Annotated in this window: 21 protein-coding genes and 1 pseudogene; 15 read left to right on the top strand and 7 right to left on the bottom strand. The window is 57.3% G+C overall.

The genetic code is table 11. From position 1 onward, the window contains the following. Nucleotides 1-162: 162 nt before the first annotated feature. Nucleotides 163-549: a VOC family protein gene (locus O1721_RS06600; protein ID WP_032647130.1), complete on the bottom strand. Its 387-nt coding sequence runs from the start codon at nt 547-549 to the stop codon at nt 163-165. An 85-nt stretch (nt 550-634) separates the two neighbouring features. Between O1721_RS06600 and O1721_RS06605 the strand changes: the two are divergent. Beyond that, nucleotides 635-1,240, top strand: a pseudogene (locus O1721_RS06605) (ATP-dependent Clp protease proteolytic subunit); the annotation flags it as partial. A 134-nt stretch (nt 1,241-1,374) separates the two neighbouring features. Further along, nucleotides 1,375-2,496 carry a ribosomal protein uL16 3-hydroxylase gene (locus tag O1721_RS06610; RefSeq protein WP_032668663.1) on the top strand — a complete coding sequence of 374 codons (1,122 nt, stop codon included), beginning with the start codon at nt 1,375-1,377 and terminating at the stop codon, nt 2,494-2,496. A 38-nt stretch (nt 2,497-2,534) separates the two neighbouring features. On the opposite strand, the gene O1721_RS06615 is transcribed toward O1721_RS06610, so the two are convergent. Continuing rightward, nucleotides 2,535-2,720, bottom strand: coding sequence for a hypothetical protein (locus O1721_RS06615; protein ID WP_023295865.1), 186 nt, complete (start codon nt 2,718-2,720; stop codon nt 2,535-2,537). A gap of 219 nt (nt 2,721-2,939) precedes the next feature. On the opposite strand from O1721_RS06615, the gene O1721_RS06620 reads away from it, so the two are divergent. The 3 genes from O1721_RS06620 (at nt 2,940) to foxA (ending at nt 6,495) form a co-directional block, all read left to right on the top strand. Next, nucleotides 2,940-3,173 (top strand): DUF2171 domain-containing protein, encoded by a 234-nt coding sequence (locus O1721_RS06620; protein WP_003863067.1) that lies wholly within the window; start codon nt 2,940-2,942, stop codon nt 3,171-3,173. 135 nt (nt 3,174-3,308) lie between these two features. Then, a complete protein-coding gene (locus tag O1721_RS06625; protein WP_017694577.1) occupies nt 3,309-4,265 on the top strand; it encodes a helix-turn-helix domain-containing protein in 957 nt (318 codons plus the stop codon). Nucleotides 4,266-4,386: 121 nt separating this feature from the next. Then, complete coding sequence (gene foxA, locus O1721_RS06630; protein ID WP_103557149.1) at nt 4,387-6,495, top strand: ferrioxamine B receptor FoxA; 2,109 nt, start codon at nt 4,387-4,389, stop codon at nt 6,493-6,495. A gap of 76 nt (nt 6,496-6,571) precedes the next feature. Here the strand turns inward: foxA and O1721_RS06635 are convergent, their stop codons facing one another. Further along, a complete protein-coding gene (locus tag O1721_RS06635) occupies nt 6,572-7,987 on the bottom strand; it encodes an aminotransferase-like domain-containing protein (protein WP_026080655.1) in 1,416 nt (471 codons plus the stop codon). Nucleotides 7,988-8,163: 176 nt separating this feature from the next. Between O1721_RS06635 and O1721_RS06640 the strand changes: the two genes are divergently transcribed. Beyond that, the gene (locus O1721_RS06640) at nt 8,164-8,325 is read left to right on the top strand and encodes a DUF1127 domain-containing protein (RefSeq protein WP_003863073.1); all 162 of its coding nucleotides are present in this window, start codon (nt 8,164-8,166) and stop codon (nt 8,323-8,325) included. Between the two features lie 85 nt (nt 8,326-8,410). Here the strand turns inward: O1721_RS06640 and pdxR are convergent, their stop codons facing one another. Next, the gene (pdxR, locus tag O1721_RS06645; protein ID WP_017694575.1) at nt 8,411-9,799 is read right to left on the bottom strand and encodes a MocR-like pyridoxine biosynthesis transcription factor PdxR; all 1,389 of its coding nucleotides are present in this window, start codon (nt 9,797-9,799) and stop codon (nt 8,411-8,413) included. Nucleotides 9,800-9,901: 102 nt separating this feature from the next. On the opposite strand from pdxR, the gene O1721_RS06650 reads away from it, so the two are divergent. The 7 genes from O1721_RS06650 to O1721_RS06680 all read left to right on the top strand — a co-directional run bounded on the left by O1721_RS06650 (nt 9,902) and on the right by O1721_RS06680 (nt 14,772). Continuing rightward, nucleotides 9,902-10,381 carry a carboxymuconolactone decarboxylase family protein gene (locus O1721_RS06650; RefSeq protein WP_010427243.1) on the top strand — a complete coding sequence of 160 codons (480 nt, stop codon included), beginning with the start codon at nt 9,902-9,904 and terminating at the stop codon, nt 10,379-10,381. A 259-nt stretch (nt 10,382-10,640) separates the two neighbouring features. Then, a complete protein-coding gene (locus O1721_RS06655) occupies nt 10,641-10,964 on the top strand; it encodes an antibiotic biosynthesis monooxygenase family protein (RefSeq protein WP_032647134.1) in 324 nt (107 codons plus the stop codon). Continuing rightward, the gene (locus O1721_RS06660) at nt 10,957-11,352 is read left to right on the top strand and encodes an amino acid-binding protein (RefSeq protein ID WP_032647136.1); all 396 of its coding nucleotides are present in this window, start codon (nt 10,957-10,959) and stop codon (nt 11,350-11,352) included. The genes O1721_RS06655 and O1721_RS06660 overlap by 8 nt, the downstream gene beginning before the upstream one ends. After that, a complete protein-coding gene (locus O1721_RS06665; RefSeq protein ID WP_032647138.1) occupies nt 11,327-12,022 on the top strand; it encodes an ArsR/SmtB family transcription factor in 696 nt (231 codons plus the stop codon). Before O1721_RS06660 ends, O1721_RS06665 begins: the two co-directional genes overlap by 26 nt. Before the next feature lie 149 nt (nt 12,023-12,171). Further along, the gene (locus O1721_RS06670) at nt 12,172-12,642 is read left to right on the top strand and encodes a MarR family winged helix-turn-helix transcriptional regulator (protein WP_032647140.1); all 471 of its coding nucleotides are present in this window, start codon (nt 12,172-12,174) and stop codon (nt 12,640-12,642) included. Next, entirely contained in the window at nt 12,639-13,706 is a 1,068-nt protein-coding gene (locus O1721_RS06675) for an HlyD family secretion protein (protein ID WP_026094404.1), read from the top strand. The genes O1721_RS06670 and O1721_RS06675 overlap by 4 nt, the downstream gene beginning before the upstream one ends. Beyond that, complete coding sequence (locus O1721_RS06680; RefSeq protein ID WP_015572578.1) at nt 13,696-14,772, top strand: DUF2955 domain-containing protein; 1,077 nt, start codon at nt 13,696-13,698, stop codon at nt 14,770-14,772. Before O1721_RS06675 ends, O1721_RS06680 begins: the two co-directional genes overlap by 11 nt. On the opposite strand, the gene O1721_RS06685 is transcribed toward O1721_RS06680, so the two are convergent. Further along, nucleotides 14,769-16,040: a DUF445 domain-containing protein gene (locus O1721_RS06685; RefSeq protein WP_032647142.1), complete on the bottom strand. Its 1,272-nt coding sequence runs from the start codon at nt 16,038-16,040 to the stop codon at nt 14,769-14,771. The two genes, O1721_RS06680 and O1721_RS06685, sit on opposite strands and share 4 nt — an antisense overlap. A gap of 168 nt (nt 16,041-16,208) precedes the next feature. On the opposite strand from O1721_RS06685, the gene O1721_RS06690 reads away from it, so the two are divergent. Continuing rightward, nucleotides 16,209-16,496 (top strand): BrnT family toxin, encoded by a 288-nt coding sequence (locus tag O1721_RS06690; protein ID WP_015572580.1) that lies wholly within the window; start codon nt 16,209-16,211, stop codon nt 16,494-16,496. Continuing rightward, the gene (locus tag O1721_RS06695) at nt 16,483-16,785 is read left to right on the top strand and encodes a BrnA antitoxin family protein (RefSeq protein WP_017694570.1); all 303 of its coding nucleotides are present in this window, start codon (nt 16,483-16,485) and stop codon (nt 16,783-16,785) included. The genes O1721_RS06690 and O1721_RS06695 overlap by 14 nt, the downstream gene beginning before the upstream one ends. A gap of 28 nt (nt 16,786-16,813) precedes the next feature. On the opposite strand, the gene O1721_RS06700 is transcribed toward O1721_RS06695, so the two are convergent. Both O1721_RS06700 and O1721_RS06705 read right to left on the bottom strand, forming a co-directional pair. Continuing rightward, nucleotides 16,814-17,452: a LysE family translocator gene (locus O1721_RS06700; RefSeq protein WP_032647144.1), complete on the bottom strand. Its 639-nt coding sequence runs from the start codon at nt 17,450-17,452 to the stop codon at nt 16,814-16,816. A 38-nt stretch (nt 17,453-17,490) separates the two neighbouring features. Next, nucleotides 17,491-18,243 carry an AraC family transcriptional regulator gene (locus tag O1721_RS06705; protein ID WP_015572582.1) on the bottom strand — a complete coding sequence of 251 codons (753 nt, stop codon included), beginning with the start codon at nt 18,241-18,243 and terminating at the stop codon, nt 17,491-17,493. Nucleotides 18,244-18,391 lie beyond the last annotated feature (148 nt).

Below are 18,391 nucleotides of genomic sequence, written 5' to 3' on the forward strand. Positions count from 1 at the left end.
ATTTAAATGTCGAGGATGTAAACAGTCACTATGGCTACGTAAGAGACTGTTTATGCTGACTTTCATCTTAACACATTAAATATCATTATCATTTAGCAATATGATAACCATATGAAGTATAGCGAGCTGGAGCGGAGGCGATGAAGGAACGAAACGCTGTTTTTATGCACCGACAAGCTCAATACGGTTGCCGTCCGGGTCCGCAATCACCGCTTCATAGAAACCGTCCCCGGTCATACGCGGGGCGCTGAGCAGGGAGCCGCTTGCCTGCGCCTGCGCTGCCATACTGTCCACCTGCGCTTTGCTGCAGGTGTTGATGGCGATATGCGCCCAGCCGACAAATTCCGGGTGCGAAGGTGCACTGGGCAGGCCCGGCAGCGTCATCAGCTCGATGGTCGGCCCGTCATCCAGGGTAATAAAGTGAGATTTAAACCCCGGACGATTTTTGCTGACGTAGCGGTCATTACTGCGGCCGCCAAACACCGTTTCCCAGAACTGAACCTGCGCGTCCAGGCTGCGGGTCCAGAGTGCGACATGTGCAATATTCATAAGATCCCTCGTTATTTGTCTGTGAGGACTTTCACCGGTAAAACAGGCTACACTCTGGTTTTGAGCGCGACAAGCTGAGGAAACAACAATGCACTACACACTGAAAGAAAGCGACAAGGAAAAAGCGGAAGGAACAAACGGCGCGGGCGCTCTACAGCAAAAACTGCTGGAATCCCGTTCGATTGTCATCTCCGGAGAGATTAACCAGGAGCTGGCCCAGAAGGTCATCACTCAGATGATCCTGCTGCAAAGCGTCAGCAACGATCCGATCAAGCTGTACATCAACAGTCAGGGCGGCCACGTAGAAGCGGGCGACACCATCCACGACTTCATTAAGTTTATCCGTCCGGAAGTGCATGTGATCGGCACCGGCTGGGTGGCGAGCGCCGGGATCACCATCTTCCTGGCGGCGAAAAAAGAGCACCGCTACGCTCTGCCGAATACCCGCTTTATGATCCACCAGCCGCTGGGCGGCGTGCGCGGTCAGGCAACGGATATCGAAATCGAAGCGCGCGAGATCATCCGCATGCTGGAGCGCGTGAACAAGCTGATTGCTGACGCCACCGGCCAGCCGCTGGAGAAAGTGAAGAAAGACACCGACCGTAACTTCTGGATGTCCCCGGCGGAAGCGCTGGACTACGGCATCGTGGGTAAACTGATCACCCATTATGACGAGCTGAACCTGGATTAAGTTTAAGCCCGCGTGTGCGTCGGGTGACGGCTTCGCCTTACCCGACCTACGCGCGCTCGATTGACCCATGACAAGTTCCCCCCTCGCTGTCTCTTCTATAATCGCGCCTGTCTCCCCTCTCACTGGTGCTATCCATGGCGTATCAACTGAACCTGAACTGGCCGGAATTTCTTGAAAAATACTGGCAAAAACAACCCGTTGTGCTGAAAAATGCCTTCCCGAATTTTGTCGACCCCATTACCCCTGATGAACTGGCGGGTCTGGCGATGGAGCCGGAAGTTGATAGCCGCCTGGTAAGCCATGCTAACGGCAAGTGGCAGGCGAGCAATGGCCCGTTTGAGCATTTCGATAACCTCGGTGAAACCGGCTGGTCCCTGCTGGCGCAGGCGGTGAACCACTGGCATATGCCCGCGGCAGAGCTGGTGCGTCCGTTCCGCGTCCTGCCGGACTGGCGTCTCGATGACCTGATGATCTCCTTCTCCGTCCCGGGTGGCGGCGTTGGGCCGCATATCGATCAGTACGATGTGTTTATTATCCAGGGGATGGGCAGCCGCCGCTGGCGCGTGGGGGACAAGCTGCCGATGCGTCAGTTCTGTCCGCATCCGGCCCTGCTGCATGTCGATCCGTTTGAGCCGATCATCGACGAAGATCTGGCGCCGGGCGATATCCTTTACATTCCGCCTGGATTCCCGCATGACGGCTTCACCCATGAAACCGCGCTCAACTACTCTGTCGGTTTCCGCGGGCCGAACGGTCGCGATCTGATCAGCAGCTTTGCCGACTACGCGCTGGAGAACGATCTGGGCGGCGAACATTACAGCGATCCGGATCTGACCTGCCGCGAACACCCTGGCCGCGTGGAGCAGTACGAGCTCGATCGCATTCGCCAGATGATGATCGACATGATTAGCAAGCCAGATGATTTTACGAAATGGTTTGGCAGCTTCGTCTCCACGCCGCGTCACGAGCTGGATATTGCCGCCGCCGAGCCGCCGTATTCCGTAGAAGAGGTGCTCGACGCGCTGCAAGGGGGCGAAACGCTCTCCCGCCTGAGCGGGCTGCGCGTGCTGAACGTCAACGGCAGCGTCTTTATCAACAGCGAACAGCTGGAAACGGCGGATGTGAACGGGGCGGACGCGCTGTGCCGCTTCACCGAGCTCGGCCAGGCTGAGCTGGGCGATGCGCTGAATAATCCGGCGTTTGTGGAAGAGCTGACCGGTTTGATTAACCAGGGCTACTGGTTCTTCGACGAGTAACAGCAGGCGGCGTTTAGTCAGGCTAAACGCCGCCAGGTTCAAACCAGCATATTACAGGCCTTCCAGTAGTTAAGAAGCCGCTCATCGTCGCGCTCTTTCTCCGCTTTGATTTTCATCGCCTGGGCGAGATTTTCTCGCGATACTTCATGGCCTTTTTGCACGATGTCTAAAACCGCTTCACCAAGAGCCAGTGAAATTTCTGCCCGATTATTGCGAATCGTCATAAATACCTCCTCGTTGGTTGCGATAATTTAATTATGAACGGGAAATAATCAGTCGGTAATAATTCATCTCATTCTTATTTTTTCATTTCGGCGTTAAGTAGACTTAATATTCGGTTCTGTCAATGATGTTTCAAAATGCTAATAAGACGTTTAAGCCTGAATTTATGCGCTACAGTTAATTTTGTGCAACAGGCAAATAACCGAAACAGGAGAATAATTATGGTAGATAAAAGCGCAATTAAGGATCACACTCAGGTTGTCGCCAGCTGCGGAACGCACGTCGGGGTTGTGGACCATCTTGATGGTGAGCGTATCAAGCTTGCGAAGAGCGATCCGGAATCGGGCGGCAAGCACCACTTTATTCCTCTCGGCTGGGTTGATAAGGTCGAAGATAATAAAGTTGTCCTGACCAAAAACCATAAAGAGGTTTTTGCTGAGTGGCAGGAAGCATAAATATATTTCTCGCAAGGAAATATATGCCTTCGCTCCGGCTTCGTCCGGAGCGTAATAGTGTCTGCGCCCGGTGATTGCTGCCATTACAAATGGATGGTACTGTTTTGCCTGTCCTTTCCCCGATGCAGGCCCCAAATGATGCTCCAGAGTGAAAATAGATCAGCGAAACGCATATTTTTTGTTGAAGATTTTCAGGTATTCGGCGAGCGCTACGGCATCGACTACCGTTTCCCCCAGTTAAAAGAGGCGCAGGTCAGCGGTAGCCCCGTGTTGCAGGGGAATGTTGAAGAGATGATGCTCTCGTCCGGCATTTCGCTGACCCACTCCGACGTACGTGTATTACAGCCCTATGAAACCACCTCTCGCCACAGCAGCCCGCTCTATATGCTGGTGGTGCTGGAAGGGTGCGTGACGCTCACGCTCAATGGTATCAATTATCCCGTCCGCCCGGGCATGGCGTTCAGCTCACGTCTGAGTGAAGATCAGGTGATGAGCGCGCGTCACGATGCCGACAGCACGCTGAAAACGCTCTCGTTTGGCGTCTACCCGCACGATGCCGGACGTGAAGCCCTGCTTGAATCATTGCTTCTGGAATGGCAAAGCCTGAATGCACCCGCGTTTGTCTGGCAGGTTCCCGAGTTTGTGATGTCAGGTATTCTGCATGCGCAGCGGCAGGGGGGAAGCGTGCTCTCACGCAAGCTGTTGCTGGAGGGGCTGATGTATCAGCTGCTCGGCCATGGCCTCAACCAGCGCCAGCAGCCTTGCCCGCGCCGGCCTGAGCATGCGCGTCTTGAACGCGTGCGGAGCCTGCTGGAACAGTCTCCTGAACGGGATCATACTCTCGCGCAGCTGGCGGCCCTTGCCGCAATGAGCCCAAGCAGCCTGCGCAGCAAGTTCCGTCAGCGCTACGGCTGCACGCTCTTCGATTACCTTCGCGACTGTCGCCTTGCGCTGGCGCGCCGCTATCTGCTGGAAGGCCACAGCGTGCAGCAGGCGGCGTGGATGTGCGGGTATCAGCATGCCACCAACTTTGCCACCGCGTTTCGTCGTCATTACGGGATTTCACCGGGGGACGTGCGCAAACTCCGCTAACGTAATTTCTCCTGTCGCGCGAATGCATTTCGTGTGGTTTAGCATCGCGCATACGTAACCTGGCGGCACGCATAGCCGTTTGCACTCTCAAAAAGGTAATAATTCTTATTAACAATAAGAAATATCTCTGGAGAGGGTTATGTTTGTTAAATCGCGTCTGGCACTGCTGGTGGGATGGGTTACCGGTAGCGTTGCTTTTCCTTTACTGGCGCAGGATGCCCAAAAAACTGACACCGTGGTGGTGACCTCGCAGATGCAGTCTGCGGCCACCAAGCTTGAAACACCGGATATTGAAACCCCGCAGTCGGTCTCTATCGTCACTCGCGAGCAGTTCGAAGAGCAGGGCGCAACCAGCGTGCGTCAGGCCGTGAGCTACACGCCGGGGGTCTACAGCAACCAGATCGGGGCGTCAAACCGCTTTGACTACATGGTGCTGCGCGGTTTCTCGGACGGCAGCCTGGACAACGTCTACCTCGACGGCCTGAAGATGATGGGCGACACCAACTCCCACAGCTCGCTGGTGGTTGACCCGTGGTTCCTGGACAGTATCGAAGTCGTGCGCGGTCCGGCCTCCGTGCTCTATGGCCGCTCATCGCCGGGCGGGATTGTGGCGCTCACCTCCCGTAAGCCATCGTTCGATCCTGGCGGGGAGATCAAGCTCTTCGCCGGTAACAATAACCAGCGTGGGGCGATGTTCGACGTCACTGGCCCGGTTGATGATAACGACCGCGTGGCGGTGCGCCTCAGCGGGATGACCCGCTATGCCGATTCCCAGTTCGATCCGCTGAAGGAAGAGCGTTACGCCCTGATGCCGAGCCTGACCTGGCGTATCACCGACAACACCCGTCTGGATCTAATGGCCTACCTGCACCGCGATCCGGAAGGCGGCAGCCACTCCGGCCTGCCATATGAGGGCACCGTTGTACCGCACAGCGGTAAGAAAATCTCCAACACCTTCTTCGAGGGCGAGGACGATTACGACAAGTACGATCGTCGGGAAAACATGGTCGGCTATAACATCGAGCACCTGTTTGACAGCGGCTGGTCCGTGCGCCAGAAGCTGCGCTACCTGCACACCAAAGTCGAGCTGAACCAGGTGTATGCCGCAGGCTGGCTGAATGACACCGAGCTGAACCGCGGCTATTCCGGCTCCGACGAGAAGATGAACGCCATCACCCTGGATAACCAGGTCGACGGCAGCTTCGATACCGGGGCGGTAAACCACCGCGTGCTGATCGGCATGGACTACCAGGACCGCACCAACAACGTCACTGGCTACTACGGCGGCTTCCCGCCGATTGACGCTTTCCATCCTGTTTACGGCGCGAAGCCGGACTACATCACCCAGTACAGCAGGGAAAAACACAAGCTGCGCCAGACCGGCTACTACCTACAGGATCAGATGTCCATTGACCGCTGGCGCCTCACGCTGGGCGGGCGTTACGACCAGGTGAGCGTGTCGAACGTCGACAACTTCAACCACACCCGCAGCGATCTGGATAAAAACAACTTCAGCAGCCGTGCGGCGCTGCTGTATCTGTTTGATAACGGCGTCGCGCCGTACGTCAGTTACTCTACCGCCTTTACGCCGACCAGCTTTGCCGACGAGCAGGGCAACATTTTGGATCCGATGAAGGGCAAGCAGTGGGAAGCGGGTGTGAAGTATGAGCCGGAGGGGATGAACAGCCAGTTCAGCGCCTCGGTGTTCCGCATTAACCAGAAGAACATTGCCACTAAAGAGGAGCCGACCGATCCGTACCGTTCCATCGGTGAAATCGAATCCGAGGGTGTTGAGCTGGAGGCGATTGGTCAGCTGACCGACAGCCTGCGTATGCAGGCGGCGTACACCTACACGGATATTCGCTACAAGAAGAGCAGCCCGGAAGAGGAGGGCAAGCGCGCCGTTTATGCCCCGCGTAACATGGCCAGCGCCTGGCTGAGCTACGACGTCAAAACCGGCCCTCTGGACGGCCTGACCGTCGGCTCCGGCGTGCGCTATGTCAACGGGATCGCCAGCGATCGCCAGAACACCCATACGCTTCCGTCGTACACGCTGGTGGATATGACCGTGGGGTATGACCTGTCGAAAGTGGGGCTCACGGGCGTGAGCGCGCAGTTGAACGTCAATAACCTGACGGACAGAAGCTACGTCGCGGCGTGTAACTCGCTCTCTTACTGCTACTTCGGTGCAGAACGCAGCATTGTTGGCAGCGTTTCGTGGAAGTTCTGAGTCGTTGACCATTGCCCGGTGGCGGTTTCCACCCTCTCCCTTTGGGAGAGGGTTGGGGTGAGGGCAACAGGCCGCACTACTCCTCCATCGCAATCACAATTGCCTCGCCCATCTTCCTCAGCGCTTCGCGGTTCTTCTCCGTCGGCGGCAACGCCACGTTGATCCGCAGGCAGTTGCGGTACTTCCCGGAGGCAGAAAACAGCGACCCGGCCGCAGCCTGGATCTTCAGACGGCACAGCTGCTTGCTGACGCACACCATATCGACCGTCTCCGGCAGCTCAACCCACAGCAGGAAGCTTCCTTGCGGGCGGGTGACGCATATCTCTGCCGGAAAATACTGCCGCACCCAGCAGGTATAGGTTTCCATATTCTGCTGATAAATCTGACGCATACGGCGCACGTGGCGATGGTAATGGCCGTCGCGAATAAACGCCGCCACCGCCATCTGCGTGCCCGGCACGTTAAACCCGCCCGCGGCGTACTTCATGTGCATCACCCGGTCGTAATAGCGCCCCGGCACGATCCAGCCGACGCGCAGGCCCGGCGCCACGGTTTTGGTAAACGAGCTGCATAAGAGTACGCGGCCATCTATGTCCATAGAATGAATGGTGCGCGGACGCGGGTACTCCGCCGCCAGCTCGCCGTAAATGTCATCCTCAACAATCACGATATCGTGCCGCTGTGCCAGGGCTAAGACCTGCTTCTTGCGAGACTCCGGCATGATAAACCCGAGCGGGTTATTGCAGTTCGGCACCAGGATCACCGCCTTGATCGGCCATTGCTCCAGCGCCAGCTCTAACGCCTCGATGCTGATCCCGGTCTCGGGATCGGTGGGAATTTCAATGGCCTTGATGTCAAAGCCGCGCAGCATCTGCATGGTGCCGTGAAACGATGGTGACTCGACTGCCACGATGTCACCCGGCTTGCACACCGAGAGCAGAGCGATCGACAGCGCGCCGTGGCAGCCGTTGGTGATGACAATCTCGTTTGCCGCCACGGTGGAGCCGCCATCCAGCATCAGACGGGCGATTTGCTCGCGTAGCTCCAGGCGCCCGTCGAGCACGTCATAGCTCAGCATTTCGCCCGGATTATGCTGCGCAATGCGGCTCATCTCACGCCACAGCGGCTTCAGGCTCGGTTGGTTAATGTCCGGTGAGCCGCCGCCAAAGGAGATCATCTCTTTGTCGGCGCGGGCGTCCAGCAGCATCATCACTTCGTCCCACTGGGTGACGTCCACGGGGCGCTGTACCGGGCGCGTCATCGCCGGGACGGGCGGCTGGGCTTTGCGTTTCGAGACAAAATAGCCGGAGCGCGGCTGAGGCGTAATCAGCTGGCGGTTTTCGAGGATCTGGTAGGCCTGCTGTATGGTGCTGATGCTCACGCCGTGCTCCTGGCTCAGCGTGCGTACCGACGGCAGACGTTCACCGCTGCGATACAGCCCTTGTTCGATACGTTCCGCCAGGAGGTTGGCCAGATGTTGATAGCGCGTCATGCTGTATCCTTTTTTTTCACCATACAGAGCATTAAACCAGTACAGATTGATGGGTAAACCACCATGCAGATACCGTTTTAGCGGATCTGTATGGTAAACAAAAGCAGTTTTTGAATCTGTATTGTACTGGCCGTTTTCCATGATGATAACTCCACTGGCACAGCGAGGAGAGCATCATGGAATTCTACGAGAATCGTTCAAAACGTCCGTTTATCGCGTTTGTCTGGGTAGCGAAAACGCTGCGTAACTGGTATCGCATCAACCGTACCCGCCGTATTCTGAGCCAGATGAGCGACGAGCAGCTCAAGGACGTCGGGTTATCGCGATATGATGTGTGAGCATAGGGTTGCCCGGTGGCGCTACGCTTACCGGGCCTGCAGGAGACCGTTGGCCGGGTAAGGCGCAGCCGCCACCCGGCGGTTTTCAGCTCAACAGCGCAAGCGTCTGCCGTTTCGGCCTTTCCAGCAGCTCAACCGCCTCCTGATATGACCGCACGTTGTTATAGCCCATCACCAGCCCGTAGCGTTTGCCCGACCCGCGATACCACGCCGAAAGCGCATTGACCTGCAATTGCTGTTCCTGCCAGCAGCGGGCGATCTCCCGGTCAGCGCTTCCCTTTGCGAGGAACGCGACAATATGCATTCCACCGTCGTTTTGCTCGGTGAAGAACAGATCACCATAGACCTCACGCAGGGCGGCAATCATCCAGTCGCGGCGGGTTTGATAGAGCGCGCGCATCTTTTTCAGATGACGGAAAAAATGCCCCTCGTTGAGAAAGGCTGTGAGGATCTTTTGCGTCAGCACCGGCTGGCCGCTGGTGAGGATGTCCGCGCTGTCGGTAAACGCGCCGACGGTGCTGGCGGGCATCACCACGTAGCCCATGCGCAGTGAAGGCATGATGGTTTTGCTGAAGGTGCCCATAAAGATCACCCTGTCATGCTGGTCGAGGCTTTTCAACGACGGCAGCACTTTGCGGGTGTAGTGAAATTCGCCGTCATAGTCATCTTCGATAATCCACGCCTCGTTTTGTGACGCCCAGTCGAGCAGCTGCTGCTTGCGCGGCAGGGAGAGCGTCACCGCCAGCGGGCTCTGGTGCGACGGGGTAACGATGGCGAAGCGGGCATCGTGGTGATTACGCAGCAGGTAGTCCGTATCCATCCCTGCGCGATCGACCGGCACGGTGTGCAGGCGGGGCACAATGCGCTTGAGCAACTGCTGGCCCATAAAGTAGCCCGGATCCTCAAATACCACCTTATCGCTGCGGCTGGCGAGCGTGTCGAGGATCAGGCGCAGGCTGCCGCTGTAGCCGCTGGTGATCAGCACCTGTTCTGCGGTGCAGGACAACCCGCGCGAGATATTGAGATAGCGGGCAATTGCCTCGCGCAGCGGATACCAGCCCAGCACCGGCGGGTTGAGCATTTCATCCTGACGCATGGCGCGCGTCGCCTGGCCTGCCAGCAGCAGCCATTTTTTATAGGGGAAGCTGTCGAGCGCAGGAATGCCGGGGCGCAGAAAACCGGCCCGTTCGCGCTGGCTAATCAACGACGCCGGCAGCGTGCCGGTCGCTTGTTCTGCCGGAGCGTTTTGCGCGGGCAGCAGAAGATCCGGATTCACCCGCGTGCCGCGCGCGCCCTGGCTTACCAGATATCCTTCCCCCGTCAGAATGGCATAGGCTGTTTCAACGGTTTTTCGCGCGACCTTAAGCTCTTCAGCCAGCACGCGGATGGCAGGCACTTTGTCGCCGGGCTTCAGTACGCCGCGCGTGATGTTATCGCGATAGCGGGTATAAATGTCGTGATAGCCCGGCTTCATGTCCTACCTCATTTCAGGTTTTTTGTGTCTTTTTACTATGTCATTAACGACGTAGATTTGCCTCATCGCATGATAAAAACCGCACAAAAAAGAGGAAAGACAATGAGCACCCGCGTAAACCACCACAAAGCCACACCTGCACTCGCCAACGCGCTTTCCGCCCTGAGCATGGAAGTGGCGAAAACCTCCATTGATCCGGCGCTAAAGCACCTGATCGACATTCGCGTCTCGCAGCTGAACGGCTGTACCTTCTGCCTGGATATGCATTCGAAAGAGGCCAAAATTGCCGGCGAGCGCGAGCTGCGCCTGTACCATCTGGCGGCATGGCGCGAGTCCCCGCTGTTCAGCGCCCGCGAGAAAGCCGCGCTGGCCTTCACCGAAGCGCTGACCCAGATTGGCGTTCACGGCGTGAGCGACGCGCTGTACCGCAGCGTGGCGGAGCATTTCTCGGACGTGGAAATTTCAGAGCTGAACTTCGCCATCGTAGCGATCAACGCCTGGAACCGCCTGGGCATTACCTCCCGCATGGAGCCGGGCTCGCTGGATGCGGCATATGGGCTGAACAAGGCTAACCTGGAGTAATCCCGCGCTCGCGGATTATCGCCACCAGCGCCCGTAAGCCTGGCGGGACGTGACGATGGCGAGTAGGGGATTCAGGCGTTTATGGAGCCGAGGTCGATGGTGGGCTAAAACCAGCCCGGTGGCGCTGCGCTTACCGGGCCTACAAAACACCGTAGGCCGGATAAGCGCAGCGCCATCCGGCAAACACTTCGCTCCATACCGAAGCATCCATACCATTAGTCCCGCATTCTCTCCATATCATCACAACGGAGAGACCTTCATGATCGCAGTCCTTTTCGAAGCCAAAGCCGAACCCGCTTATCAGGCGCGCTATCTGCAACTGGCCGCAGAGCTTAAGCCTTTACTGGCCGACATCGACGGATTTATTGATATCGAACGGTTCCAGAGCCTGACGACCGAGGGCAAAATCCTGTCCCTTTCCTGGTGGCGGGATGAAGAGGCCGTCCGCTGCTGGAAGCAGAACGTCTTTCATCAGGCGGCGCAGGCCGAAGGACGGGCGTCGATTTTTTCTTTCTACCGTATTCGCGTGGCGCAGCTGATGCGGGAATACAGTTCCGAAACCGGAGGGCACGCGGATGTATGACGTTCATGTGATTTTTAGCGACAGGCCCGGCGAGCTGGCGAGCTTTGGACAACTGTTAGGCCGCAACGGCGTGGGGCTGGAGGGGGGCGGCGTTTTCGGTACGGATGCCCATTTCCTGGTGGAGGACGGGGAAAAAGCCCGTCGTGTGCTGACCGATGGCGGGTTCGACGTGCAGGCGCTGCGAAAGCCGGTGATCAGAAAGCTTAAGCAGGAGCGTCCTGGCGAGCTGGGTGAAATTGCGGCGGCGCTGGCGGCACGCGGCGTGTCTATCCTGACTCAGTACAGCGACCATGCGAATCACCTTATTCTGCTGACGGATGATGATAAGCTGGCCGCAGAGATCACCGAATCCTGGGCGACGAATGTTAAAGACGAGCTTACCCTCTGATAACAGCGCGATGCTGGAACAGGCCATTGCCGCTGTAGCGGCTGCAATGGCCGATCCGTCGCGCGTGAAGATGCTCTGTGCTCTGATGGACGGGCGGGCGTGGACGGCTACAGAGCTGAGCGTGGCGGCAGACGTTGCGCCGTCGACCGCCAGTGGGCATCTCGCGCGGCTGGTGGAGGGAAAGCTGATTACCTGCCTGTCTCAGGGGCGGCATCGCTACTATCGCCTGGCGGGACACGACGTGGCGGCGCTTGTCGAGCAGATGATGGGACTCTCCTGGAGCCGCATCACGCCGCCGGAAACCTCCGCGCCAAAAGCCCTGCGCGAAGCACGAACCTGCTACGACCATCTTGCCGGAACGGTGGCGGTGCATATCTATGAATTCATGCAGGCGGAAGGCTGGCTTGAGGCAGACGGTTCAGCGCTCACGCTACATGGCCGCGAGCAGTTTCTGAAGCTTGGTATTCCGTTAAATCCCAATACCCGTCGCAAGGCGTGCTGCGCCTGCCTGGACTGGAGCGAGCGGCGGTTTCATCTTGGCGGTGAGGCGGGCGCTGCGCTGTTGATTTATCTGGAAAGCAAAGGCTGGATCCAGCGGGTGGCGGGGTACAGGGAGGTGGTGGTGACGGCTTCGGGGAAAAGTGCCGTCAGGAAGCATTTTAGCCGCTAAACGCCGTTGCGGGCTGATGCCCTCACCCCGACCCTCTCCCACAGGGAGAGGGAGAACATCGTTTCGCAATTCCTGCGCTTTAACTTCTCGTTTCTTGATACTTACCATGATAACTATTATCGTAATGGCGTACTACGAGAGGATTCCCCATGAGTGAAGAAGATCTGTTTAACCGCAGGCCGATGGGCATGCGGATGGCGATGATCGTGCGTCAGTGGCGCGCAGTCATCGACGACGCCATTCTCGACACCGGGTTAACCCAGTCGAGCTGGACGGTGATGATGCAGCTTCATCAACTCGGGGATAACGTCTCGGTCAGCGAGCTGGCGGAAGTGCAGGGGATTGAACTGCCTCCGCTAATGCGTACGCTGACACAGCTGGAAAAGCAGGGCTACCTGCTGCGCACCGTCTCGCCGTATGACAAGCGTATCCGGCTGCTGACGCTGACGCCTGAGGGAAAAGCCATTCTTGAAAGGCTCTCTCAGGTGATTGAGACGTATCAGGCGCGCGTATCGCAAAACATCGCGCCGGAACATCTCGATATTTTCAGCGCCACACTCAATCAAATCGCCTGCAATTTGCGGACAATCCGCGAAGAAGATAATAAGACCGAAAAATAATGACTCCTGAACAAAAGTTTGCCCGCTGGGTAAGGGTGAGTATTGCCTCTTTCCTGCTGATGTTTGTCTACTTTATCGTCGCGGATATCTGGATCCCGCTGACGCCGGACTCCACCGTGATGCGCGTGGTGACCCCGGTGTCTGCCCGCGTCTCCGGGTATGTGGCGGCGGTACATGTCCACAACAATAGCCAGGTTAAGAGAGGCGATCTGCTGTTTGAGCTCGACGCCACGCCGTTTCGCAATAAGGTCGAAGCGGCGCAGATTGCGCTGGAACAGGCGCGTCTGTCTAACGATCAGCTGGACGCGCAGATTGCCGCGGCGCAGGCCAGCCTGAAAACCGCGGTGCTGACGGCGCGTAATGACAAAGTTACCTTCGACCGCTACCAGAAACTGAGTACCTTGCAGAACGTGTCGCAGGCGGATCTGGATAAGGTCCGTACCACCTGGCAGAGCAGCGAGCAGTCCGTCAGCTCGATTCAGGCGAATATTCATAACCTGCGCATTCAGCGCGGCGAGCGGGATGAGCACCGCAACGTGACGCTGCAAAAATACCGTAACGCGCTGGACGAAGCGGAGTTGAATCTTGGCTGGACGAAGGTCTACGCCGAGGCGGACGGCACGGTCAGTAACCTGCAATTAAGCCCCGGTTTTTACGCCTCGTCCGGTTCGGCTGCGCTGGCGCTGGTGAACACCCGGATCGATATCGTGGCGGATTTCCGCGAGAAGAGCCTGCGGCATACTCACCAGGGGACCGACGCCGCCGTGGTGTTCGACGCCTTCCCGGGGCAAGTTTTCCGTGCCCACGTCACCAGCAGCGACGCGGGGATCCTCGCCGGACAGGAGGCCGTAAACGGTCAACTTTCTGAACCGGAAACCTCCAACCGCTGGGTGCGTGATGCCCAGCGTATGCGCATTCACGTGGCGCTGGACGAAGCCTTACCGAAGTCGCTGCCGACCGGCGCGCGCGCCACCGTGCAGCTCTACAATAGCGAAGGGCCGTTTGCGCGATTCTTCTCCGGGATGCAAATCCATCTGGTGAGCCTGCTTCACTATGTCTATTAGCACCCTGGCGCGGGTATTTACCCCGCACGGCAACATCGTCTATACGGCAAACGACTTTCGCCAGACCCTGCGTATCGTCTTTGCCGGGATGATTGCGCTCAGTATTTCGAGTTTCTACAACACCAGCTACGGCGTGTTTTTTGTGGTCTATCCGATCATGCTGCTCTCGCTGGTGCCGGTGTTTAACCGCCACGTGGCGAAGCAGTTTATCTTCAGCGCCTCGCTGAACTGCATCGAAATGGTGTTTATCATCGGCTATCTGTCCCAGTGGCCGGTCATTATGACGCTGGTGGTGTTTGCCCTGTACGTGATGCGTTTTCGCTTTATGAGTAAGGGGCCGCTGTTCCTGTTCGGCTCGATGGGCGTGGTTTGCCAGAGCGTGATGCTCAACTTTATGAGCTACCCCACCACCAACTGGCACACGCTTTTATTCTCTAACATCGAAGCGAGCGTGATGGCGGTGTGCCTGAGCGCGCTGATGAACTACCTGCTGCCGGACGTGGAGCCGCGTAAGCCGCCGCCGCTGATCGAGAAAGATGACGCCCGCGTGCGCCACGAGTCTCTGCTCTCGGGCACCGTGGCGACGCTGATTTTCGTGGTGTTCCAGATGAGCGACTTAAGCGATTCTCTTTCGGCGCTGATGGCGGGCATTCTGATCCTGTTCCCGATGCACTATCGCGGCTCGGTTATCAGCTCCATCTGGCGCGTAGTCGGCGTGGTGCTGGGGTGTCTCTATATCCTTGTCGTCCAGCTTATCCTCTACGATCACAGCAGCCATATGCTGCTGATGATGCCGCTGATTGGCCTTGGGCTGGCGTTTGGCGCGCGTCTGCACGTAATGGAGAAGGTCGGCGCCGGGGTAGGCTTCGCCAGTATCACCACCATCGGCATTATGTTCGGGCAGAACATGCATCCGGACAGCGACCTGGTGTTCAGCGATCTGTACCGCATCACCTCCGTCACCTTCGCGCTGGTGGTCACGCTGACGATGGTCTTTCTGGTGCACCTGATCCTGAACCGCTTCGAGGCGACGCGCTACGTTATCGCGCCGCCAAAAGCAGATTAATGCCCCAGCACGGCGGGCAACTGCGAGAGCAGAAACAGGATCAGGCCAATTGTTCCGCCCACCAGGGTACCGTTAACGCGAATGAACTGAAGATCTTTACCGATATTGAGTTCTATCTGGCGTGACATGTCTTTGGCATCCCAGCTTTTCACCGTGTCGCTGATATGGCGCGTCAGGAACGCGGCGAAATCCGGCGCCACGCGGTGCGCGGCCTGCTCCAGATGCTCATTCAGCGACGCCCGCAGGCTGGCGTCGTTGGTCAGCGTTTCGCCAAACCACAGCCCGGCGTTGGCGATACGCTGCTTCACGCGGGAATCATCGCTCTGCATGTCATTTTTCAGCCACTGGCGCAGGTCAGCCCACATTTCCCCCAGATAGCGGTTAAAGGCTTCGTCATTCTTCAGGTAGTGTTTGATATTCTCGGCTTTCGCCGTCATCTCCGGATCGTTTTTCAGATTGTCGATGAACTTGATCGTGGCGCGGTCAAACGCCTGACGGATCTGGTGCGTGCGGTCGTGGCTGATATCGTCCAGCAGCGTGTTCACCGCGTTCGACACCATCTCCGCGCTTTGATCGCCCAGCCACTCGGTGGGCAGCACCATCGCCTTGCGCGGATGCTCGGTCTTAAGCCAGTGGACGATCTGGTCGGCAATAAATTCCCGCGTGCTTTCCCGCTGAATCAGGGTAATCAGGCGGTTGATGATGGCGTCCAGCAGCACCTGGTGACGGTTGTTTTTGGTCATGCTTTCCAGCATGACGGCGCTGGTCTCGGTTAGATCGACCTTGTCGATAGCCTTGTGGACGGCGCGTTTGAGCAGGCGCTGAATGCGTCCATCGTCGGTAAGTTCCAGAAAACCGCTCATCACCTGCACCAGATGCTGCCCCACGCGCCGGGCGTTATCGGGCTGGCTGAACCAGGTCCCAATCATCTGTGCGGGCTCGTAGCGACGGATAAGATCGACAAGGGATTGCGTATCGAGAAACTTTTCCTGCACGAACTGGCCGAGATTGTCGCCGATGCGGTCTTTATTGCGCGGGATAATCGCCGTATGGCGCGAGATAAACGGAATGGGCACCCGGCGGAACAGCGCGACAACGGCAAACCAGTCCGCCAGCGCGCCGACCATCGCCGCTTCGGCAATGGCCTTTACGCCGCGCACCCAGAAGGTTTGCGGCAGGAACAGAGTGGTGATAAACGCTGCGATGGCAATCAGCAGCAGCGACAGCGCGAGAAGCTTGGCGCGTTTGAGTTCGGTATGTTTTTCCATGGGTTAAGGATAGAGGGATACGGGGGAAAAGTGCAAAGCTGCACGAGGCCAGTCATCTCACTTTCTGGAATGCTCCTTCAGAAATCAAATCAAACATTGTCTTTTTCGTTCAAATACTGCTCTGTTTGTATATGCTTTTTTGTATATACAATCAGGGAAGGGTACACTATGCCTATAGAGTATGAATGGGATAGCAATAAGGCGAAAAGCAATCTGCAAAAACACGCCATTCGTTTTGAAGATGCAGTTCTGGTTTTTGACGATCCCTGCCATTTGTCTGTTCAGGATCGTTATGAAAACGGGGAGTTTCGCTGGCAAACCATTGGTCTTGTACAGGGTGTTATTGTCATTCTGGTCGCGCACACGGTACGTTTTGAAAGCGGGGATGAAATCATACGTATCATCAGTGCGCGTAAAGCGGATCGTAAAGAGAGGAGGCGTTATGAGCATCGTTAAACATAAACGCGGTAGTGCACCGGAAGTGAGTGCCCGCCGGGAGGCTGAACTCAAAGCGCTGGCGGATAAACCCGACAGGGAAATTGATTACAGCGATATACCGGCCACGGAGGATGATCGCTGGGCCGGTGCCGTGCGGGGAAAATTCTATCGACCGCTCAAAACTCAGGCATCAGTACGCATTGACGCCGACGTGATGGAGTGGCTTAAACGGCCAGGGAAAGGTTACCAGACGCGGCTTAATGCCATTTTGCGCGAGGCGATGCTGCGCGATCAGAACAAAAAATAACACAGGCAGCGTCAGGCTGCCTTTTCTCTCAGAGGATATTTGCCACTACCCGCCACAGCACCCACCCACCAAACCCCATCAACACCACCCCTGCCGTGCGCTCTATCAGCCAGAGCGAACGGCTGAGCTTTCGCTGAACCGCCGGTAACCCCATCAGCGATATCAGCGCCAGATCCCATACCAGCACCACCATCACCATCCAGACGCCGCAGGTCGCCTGCTGAAGCAGTGTGACGTCCGGCCCGAGTAACGCTGTCATTAGCGCCAGGTAGAACAACGCGTTTTTGGGATTTAACAGCGCCGAACCCAGCCCCAGCAGGATCTGCTTACGCAGAGAAGGGCAGCGCTGGCGGGGTTCTTCCAGCGCCAGCGGCTGCGGGCGGCTGCGCACAAGATGCGAGCCAATCCACAGCAGGTACAGCGCGCCGGACAGTTCGATAAGCGTAAACAGCCACCCAAACTGGCGCAGCGCGCTCCAGCCGATAATCACCAGTAAGATATACAACCCGTTACCTGCTGCGATGCCGAGACACAATCCGGCGCTGCCGCGCAGCCGGTAGCGGGCGGCGTAGCCTACCAGCAGGAAGAAATCCGGGCCCGGGCTTAACAGGGCAACAAAATGCGCCAGCGCCAGGGCAAGAAAGGCGGAGGGAAATAACAGTTCCATAGCGACCTCAGTGACAAATCTGAGGTCACCTTACGACGTTACGTATCCTGATTATTGTCTGATATTGATCGGCCCGTGGCGTACTGGCGCGGCGTGGCAGCGGTATAATTCACGAAGGTCTTATGAAAATGACTCTGGTCGGCAAACCCGCTCTGGTAGCCCACGTCGGCGATATCATCCCCCGCGCGCAGCCGCGCTTTGGCGTACTCCACGCGCGAAATGTTGAGGAAACTGCCCGGCGTCAGGCCGGTATCCTGCCTGAAAGTGCGGATCAGCGTCTCCTTGCGCAGTGAGAATCGTTGGGCGAGTTCGTCAAGGGAAGGCGGTGCGGCAAGGTCGGAGAGTAACGCCTGCTGAACCTGCTGGCTGGTTGAGCGAGGTGCATTCATCTCACCCGCGCAACGGGGAAGGGCAGAAAGCAGGGTCTCCACGGATGCGGAGGACATCGTCCCGACAACGGCAAGAAAGTGCTTAAAGAGCGTGGGATCGCGAATAACCTGTAGCGCCAGGGGAAGATCGGTGTCGATATAGAGCATATGGTAACTGCGCGGCTTCCCGACAACGGGGTTGCAGCTGTGCGGGGCATAAGCCGGGATCACGATAAGATCACCGGGATCAAGAACGTACGCATTGCCATGACTTACGCAGCAGGTCTGGCCTTCCACAATCGCGCCGATGGAGAGCTGTGGATGGCAATGACGTTTATATGCCCGGGTGCTTTGCCACGTACTGCGCAGCTCAAGGCCTGCTGCGCGGTTAAAGGTCTGGCGGATGTGGCGGGTATCGGTCATAGGAACTCCATTGATGAGCATTTTTTATACCATGTCTGCGCATCGCCTGGCAGCGTCTTGTTAAGAACCCTCCGTATATACCCAACTTTACCTTCAAAGCCAGTCAGATTGACTACCCTTAATACCCTAAGCGGTAAAACAAGGAGAT

Source organism: Enterobacter cloacae complex sp. HYC033_NIDB (assembly GCF_056673335.1).

Bases quoted from the DNA above. Each gene is read 5' to 3' on its own strand.
- O1721_RS06600 (WP_032647130.1), bottom strand. From the start codon at position 549: ATGAATATTGCACATGTCGCACTCTGGACCCGCAGCCTGGACGCGCAG.
- O1721_RS06610 (WP_032668663.1), top strand. From the start codon at position 1,375: ATGGCGTATCAACTGAACCTGAACTGGCCGGAATTTCTTGAAAAATAC.
- O1721_RS06615 (WP_023295865.1), bottom strand. From the start codon at position 2,720: ATGACGATTCGCAATAATCGGGCAGAAATTTCACTGGCTCTTGGTGAA.
- O1721_RS06620 (WP_003863067.1), top strand. From the start codon at position 2,940: ATGGTAGATAAAAGCGCAATTAAGGATCACACTCAGGTTGTCGCCAGC.
- O1721_RS06625 (WP_017694577.1), top strand. From the start codon at position 3,309: ATGATGCTCCAGAGTGAAAATAGATCAGCGAAACGCATATTTTTTGTT.
- O1721_RS06635 (WP_026080655.1), bottom strand. From the start codon at position 7,987: ATGACGCGCTATCAACATCTGGCCAACCTCCTGGCGGAACGTATCGAA.
- O1721_RS06640 (WP_003863073.1), top strand. From the start codon at position 8,164: ATGGAATTCTACGAGAATCGTTCAAAACGTCCGTTTATCGCGTTTGTC.
- pdxR (WP_017694575.1), bottom strand. From the start codon at position 9,799: ATGAAGCCGGGCTATCACGACATTTATACCCGCTATCGCGATAACATC.
- O1721_RS06650 (WP_010427243.1), top strand. From the start codon at position 9,902: ATGAGCACCCGCGTAAACCACCACAAAGCCACACCTGCACTCGCCAAC.
- O1721_RS06655 (WP_032647134.1), top strand. From the start codon at position 10,641: ATGATCGCAGTCCTTTTCGAAGCCAAAGCCGAACCCGCTTATCAGGCG.
- O1721_RS06660 (WP_032647136.1), top strand. From the start codon at position 10,957: ATGTATGACGTTCATGTGATTTTTAGCGACAGGCCCGGCGAGCTGGCG.
- O1721_RS06665 (WP_032647138.1), top strand. From the start codon at position 11,327: ATGTTAAAGACGAGCTTACCCTCTGATAACAGCGCGATGCTGGAACAG.
- O1721_RS06670 (WP_032647140.1), top strand. From the start codon at position 12,172: ATGAGTGAAGAAGATCTGTTTAACCGCAGGCCGATGGGCATGCGGATG.
- O1721_RS06680 (WP_015572578.1), top strand. From the start codon at position 13,696: ATGTCTATTAGCACCCTGGCGCGGGTATTTACCCCGCACGGCAACATC.
- O1721_RS06685 (WP_032647142.1), bottom strand. From the start codon at position 16,040: ATGGAAAAACATACCGAACTCAAACGCGCCAAGCTTCTCGCGCTGTCG.
- O1721_RS06690 (WP_015572580.1), top strand. From the start codon at position 16,209: ATGCCTATAGAGTATGAATGGGATAGCAATAAGGCGAAAAGCAATCTG.
- O1721_RS06695 (WP_017694570.1), top strand. From the start codon at position 16,483: ATGAGCATCGTTAAACATAAACGCGGTAGTGCACCGGAAGTGAGTGCC.
- O1721_RS06700 (WP_032647144.1), bottom strand. From the start codon at position 17,452: ATGGAACTGTTATTTCCCTCCGCCTTTCTTGCCCTGGCGCTGGCGCAT.
- O1721_RS06705 (WP_015572582.1), bottom strand. From the start codon at position 18,243: ATGACCGATACCCGCCACATCCGCCAGACCTTTAACCGCGCAGCAGGC.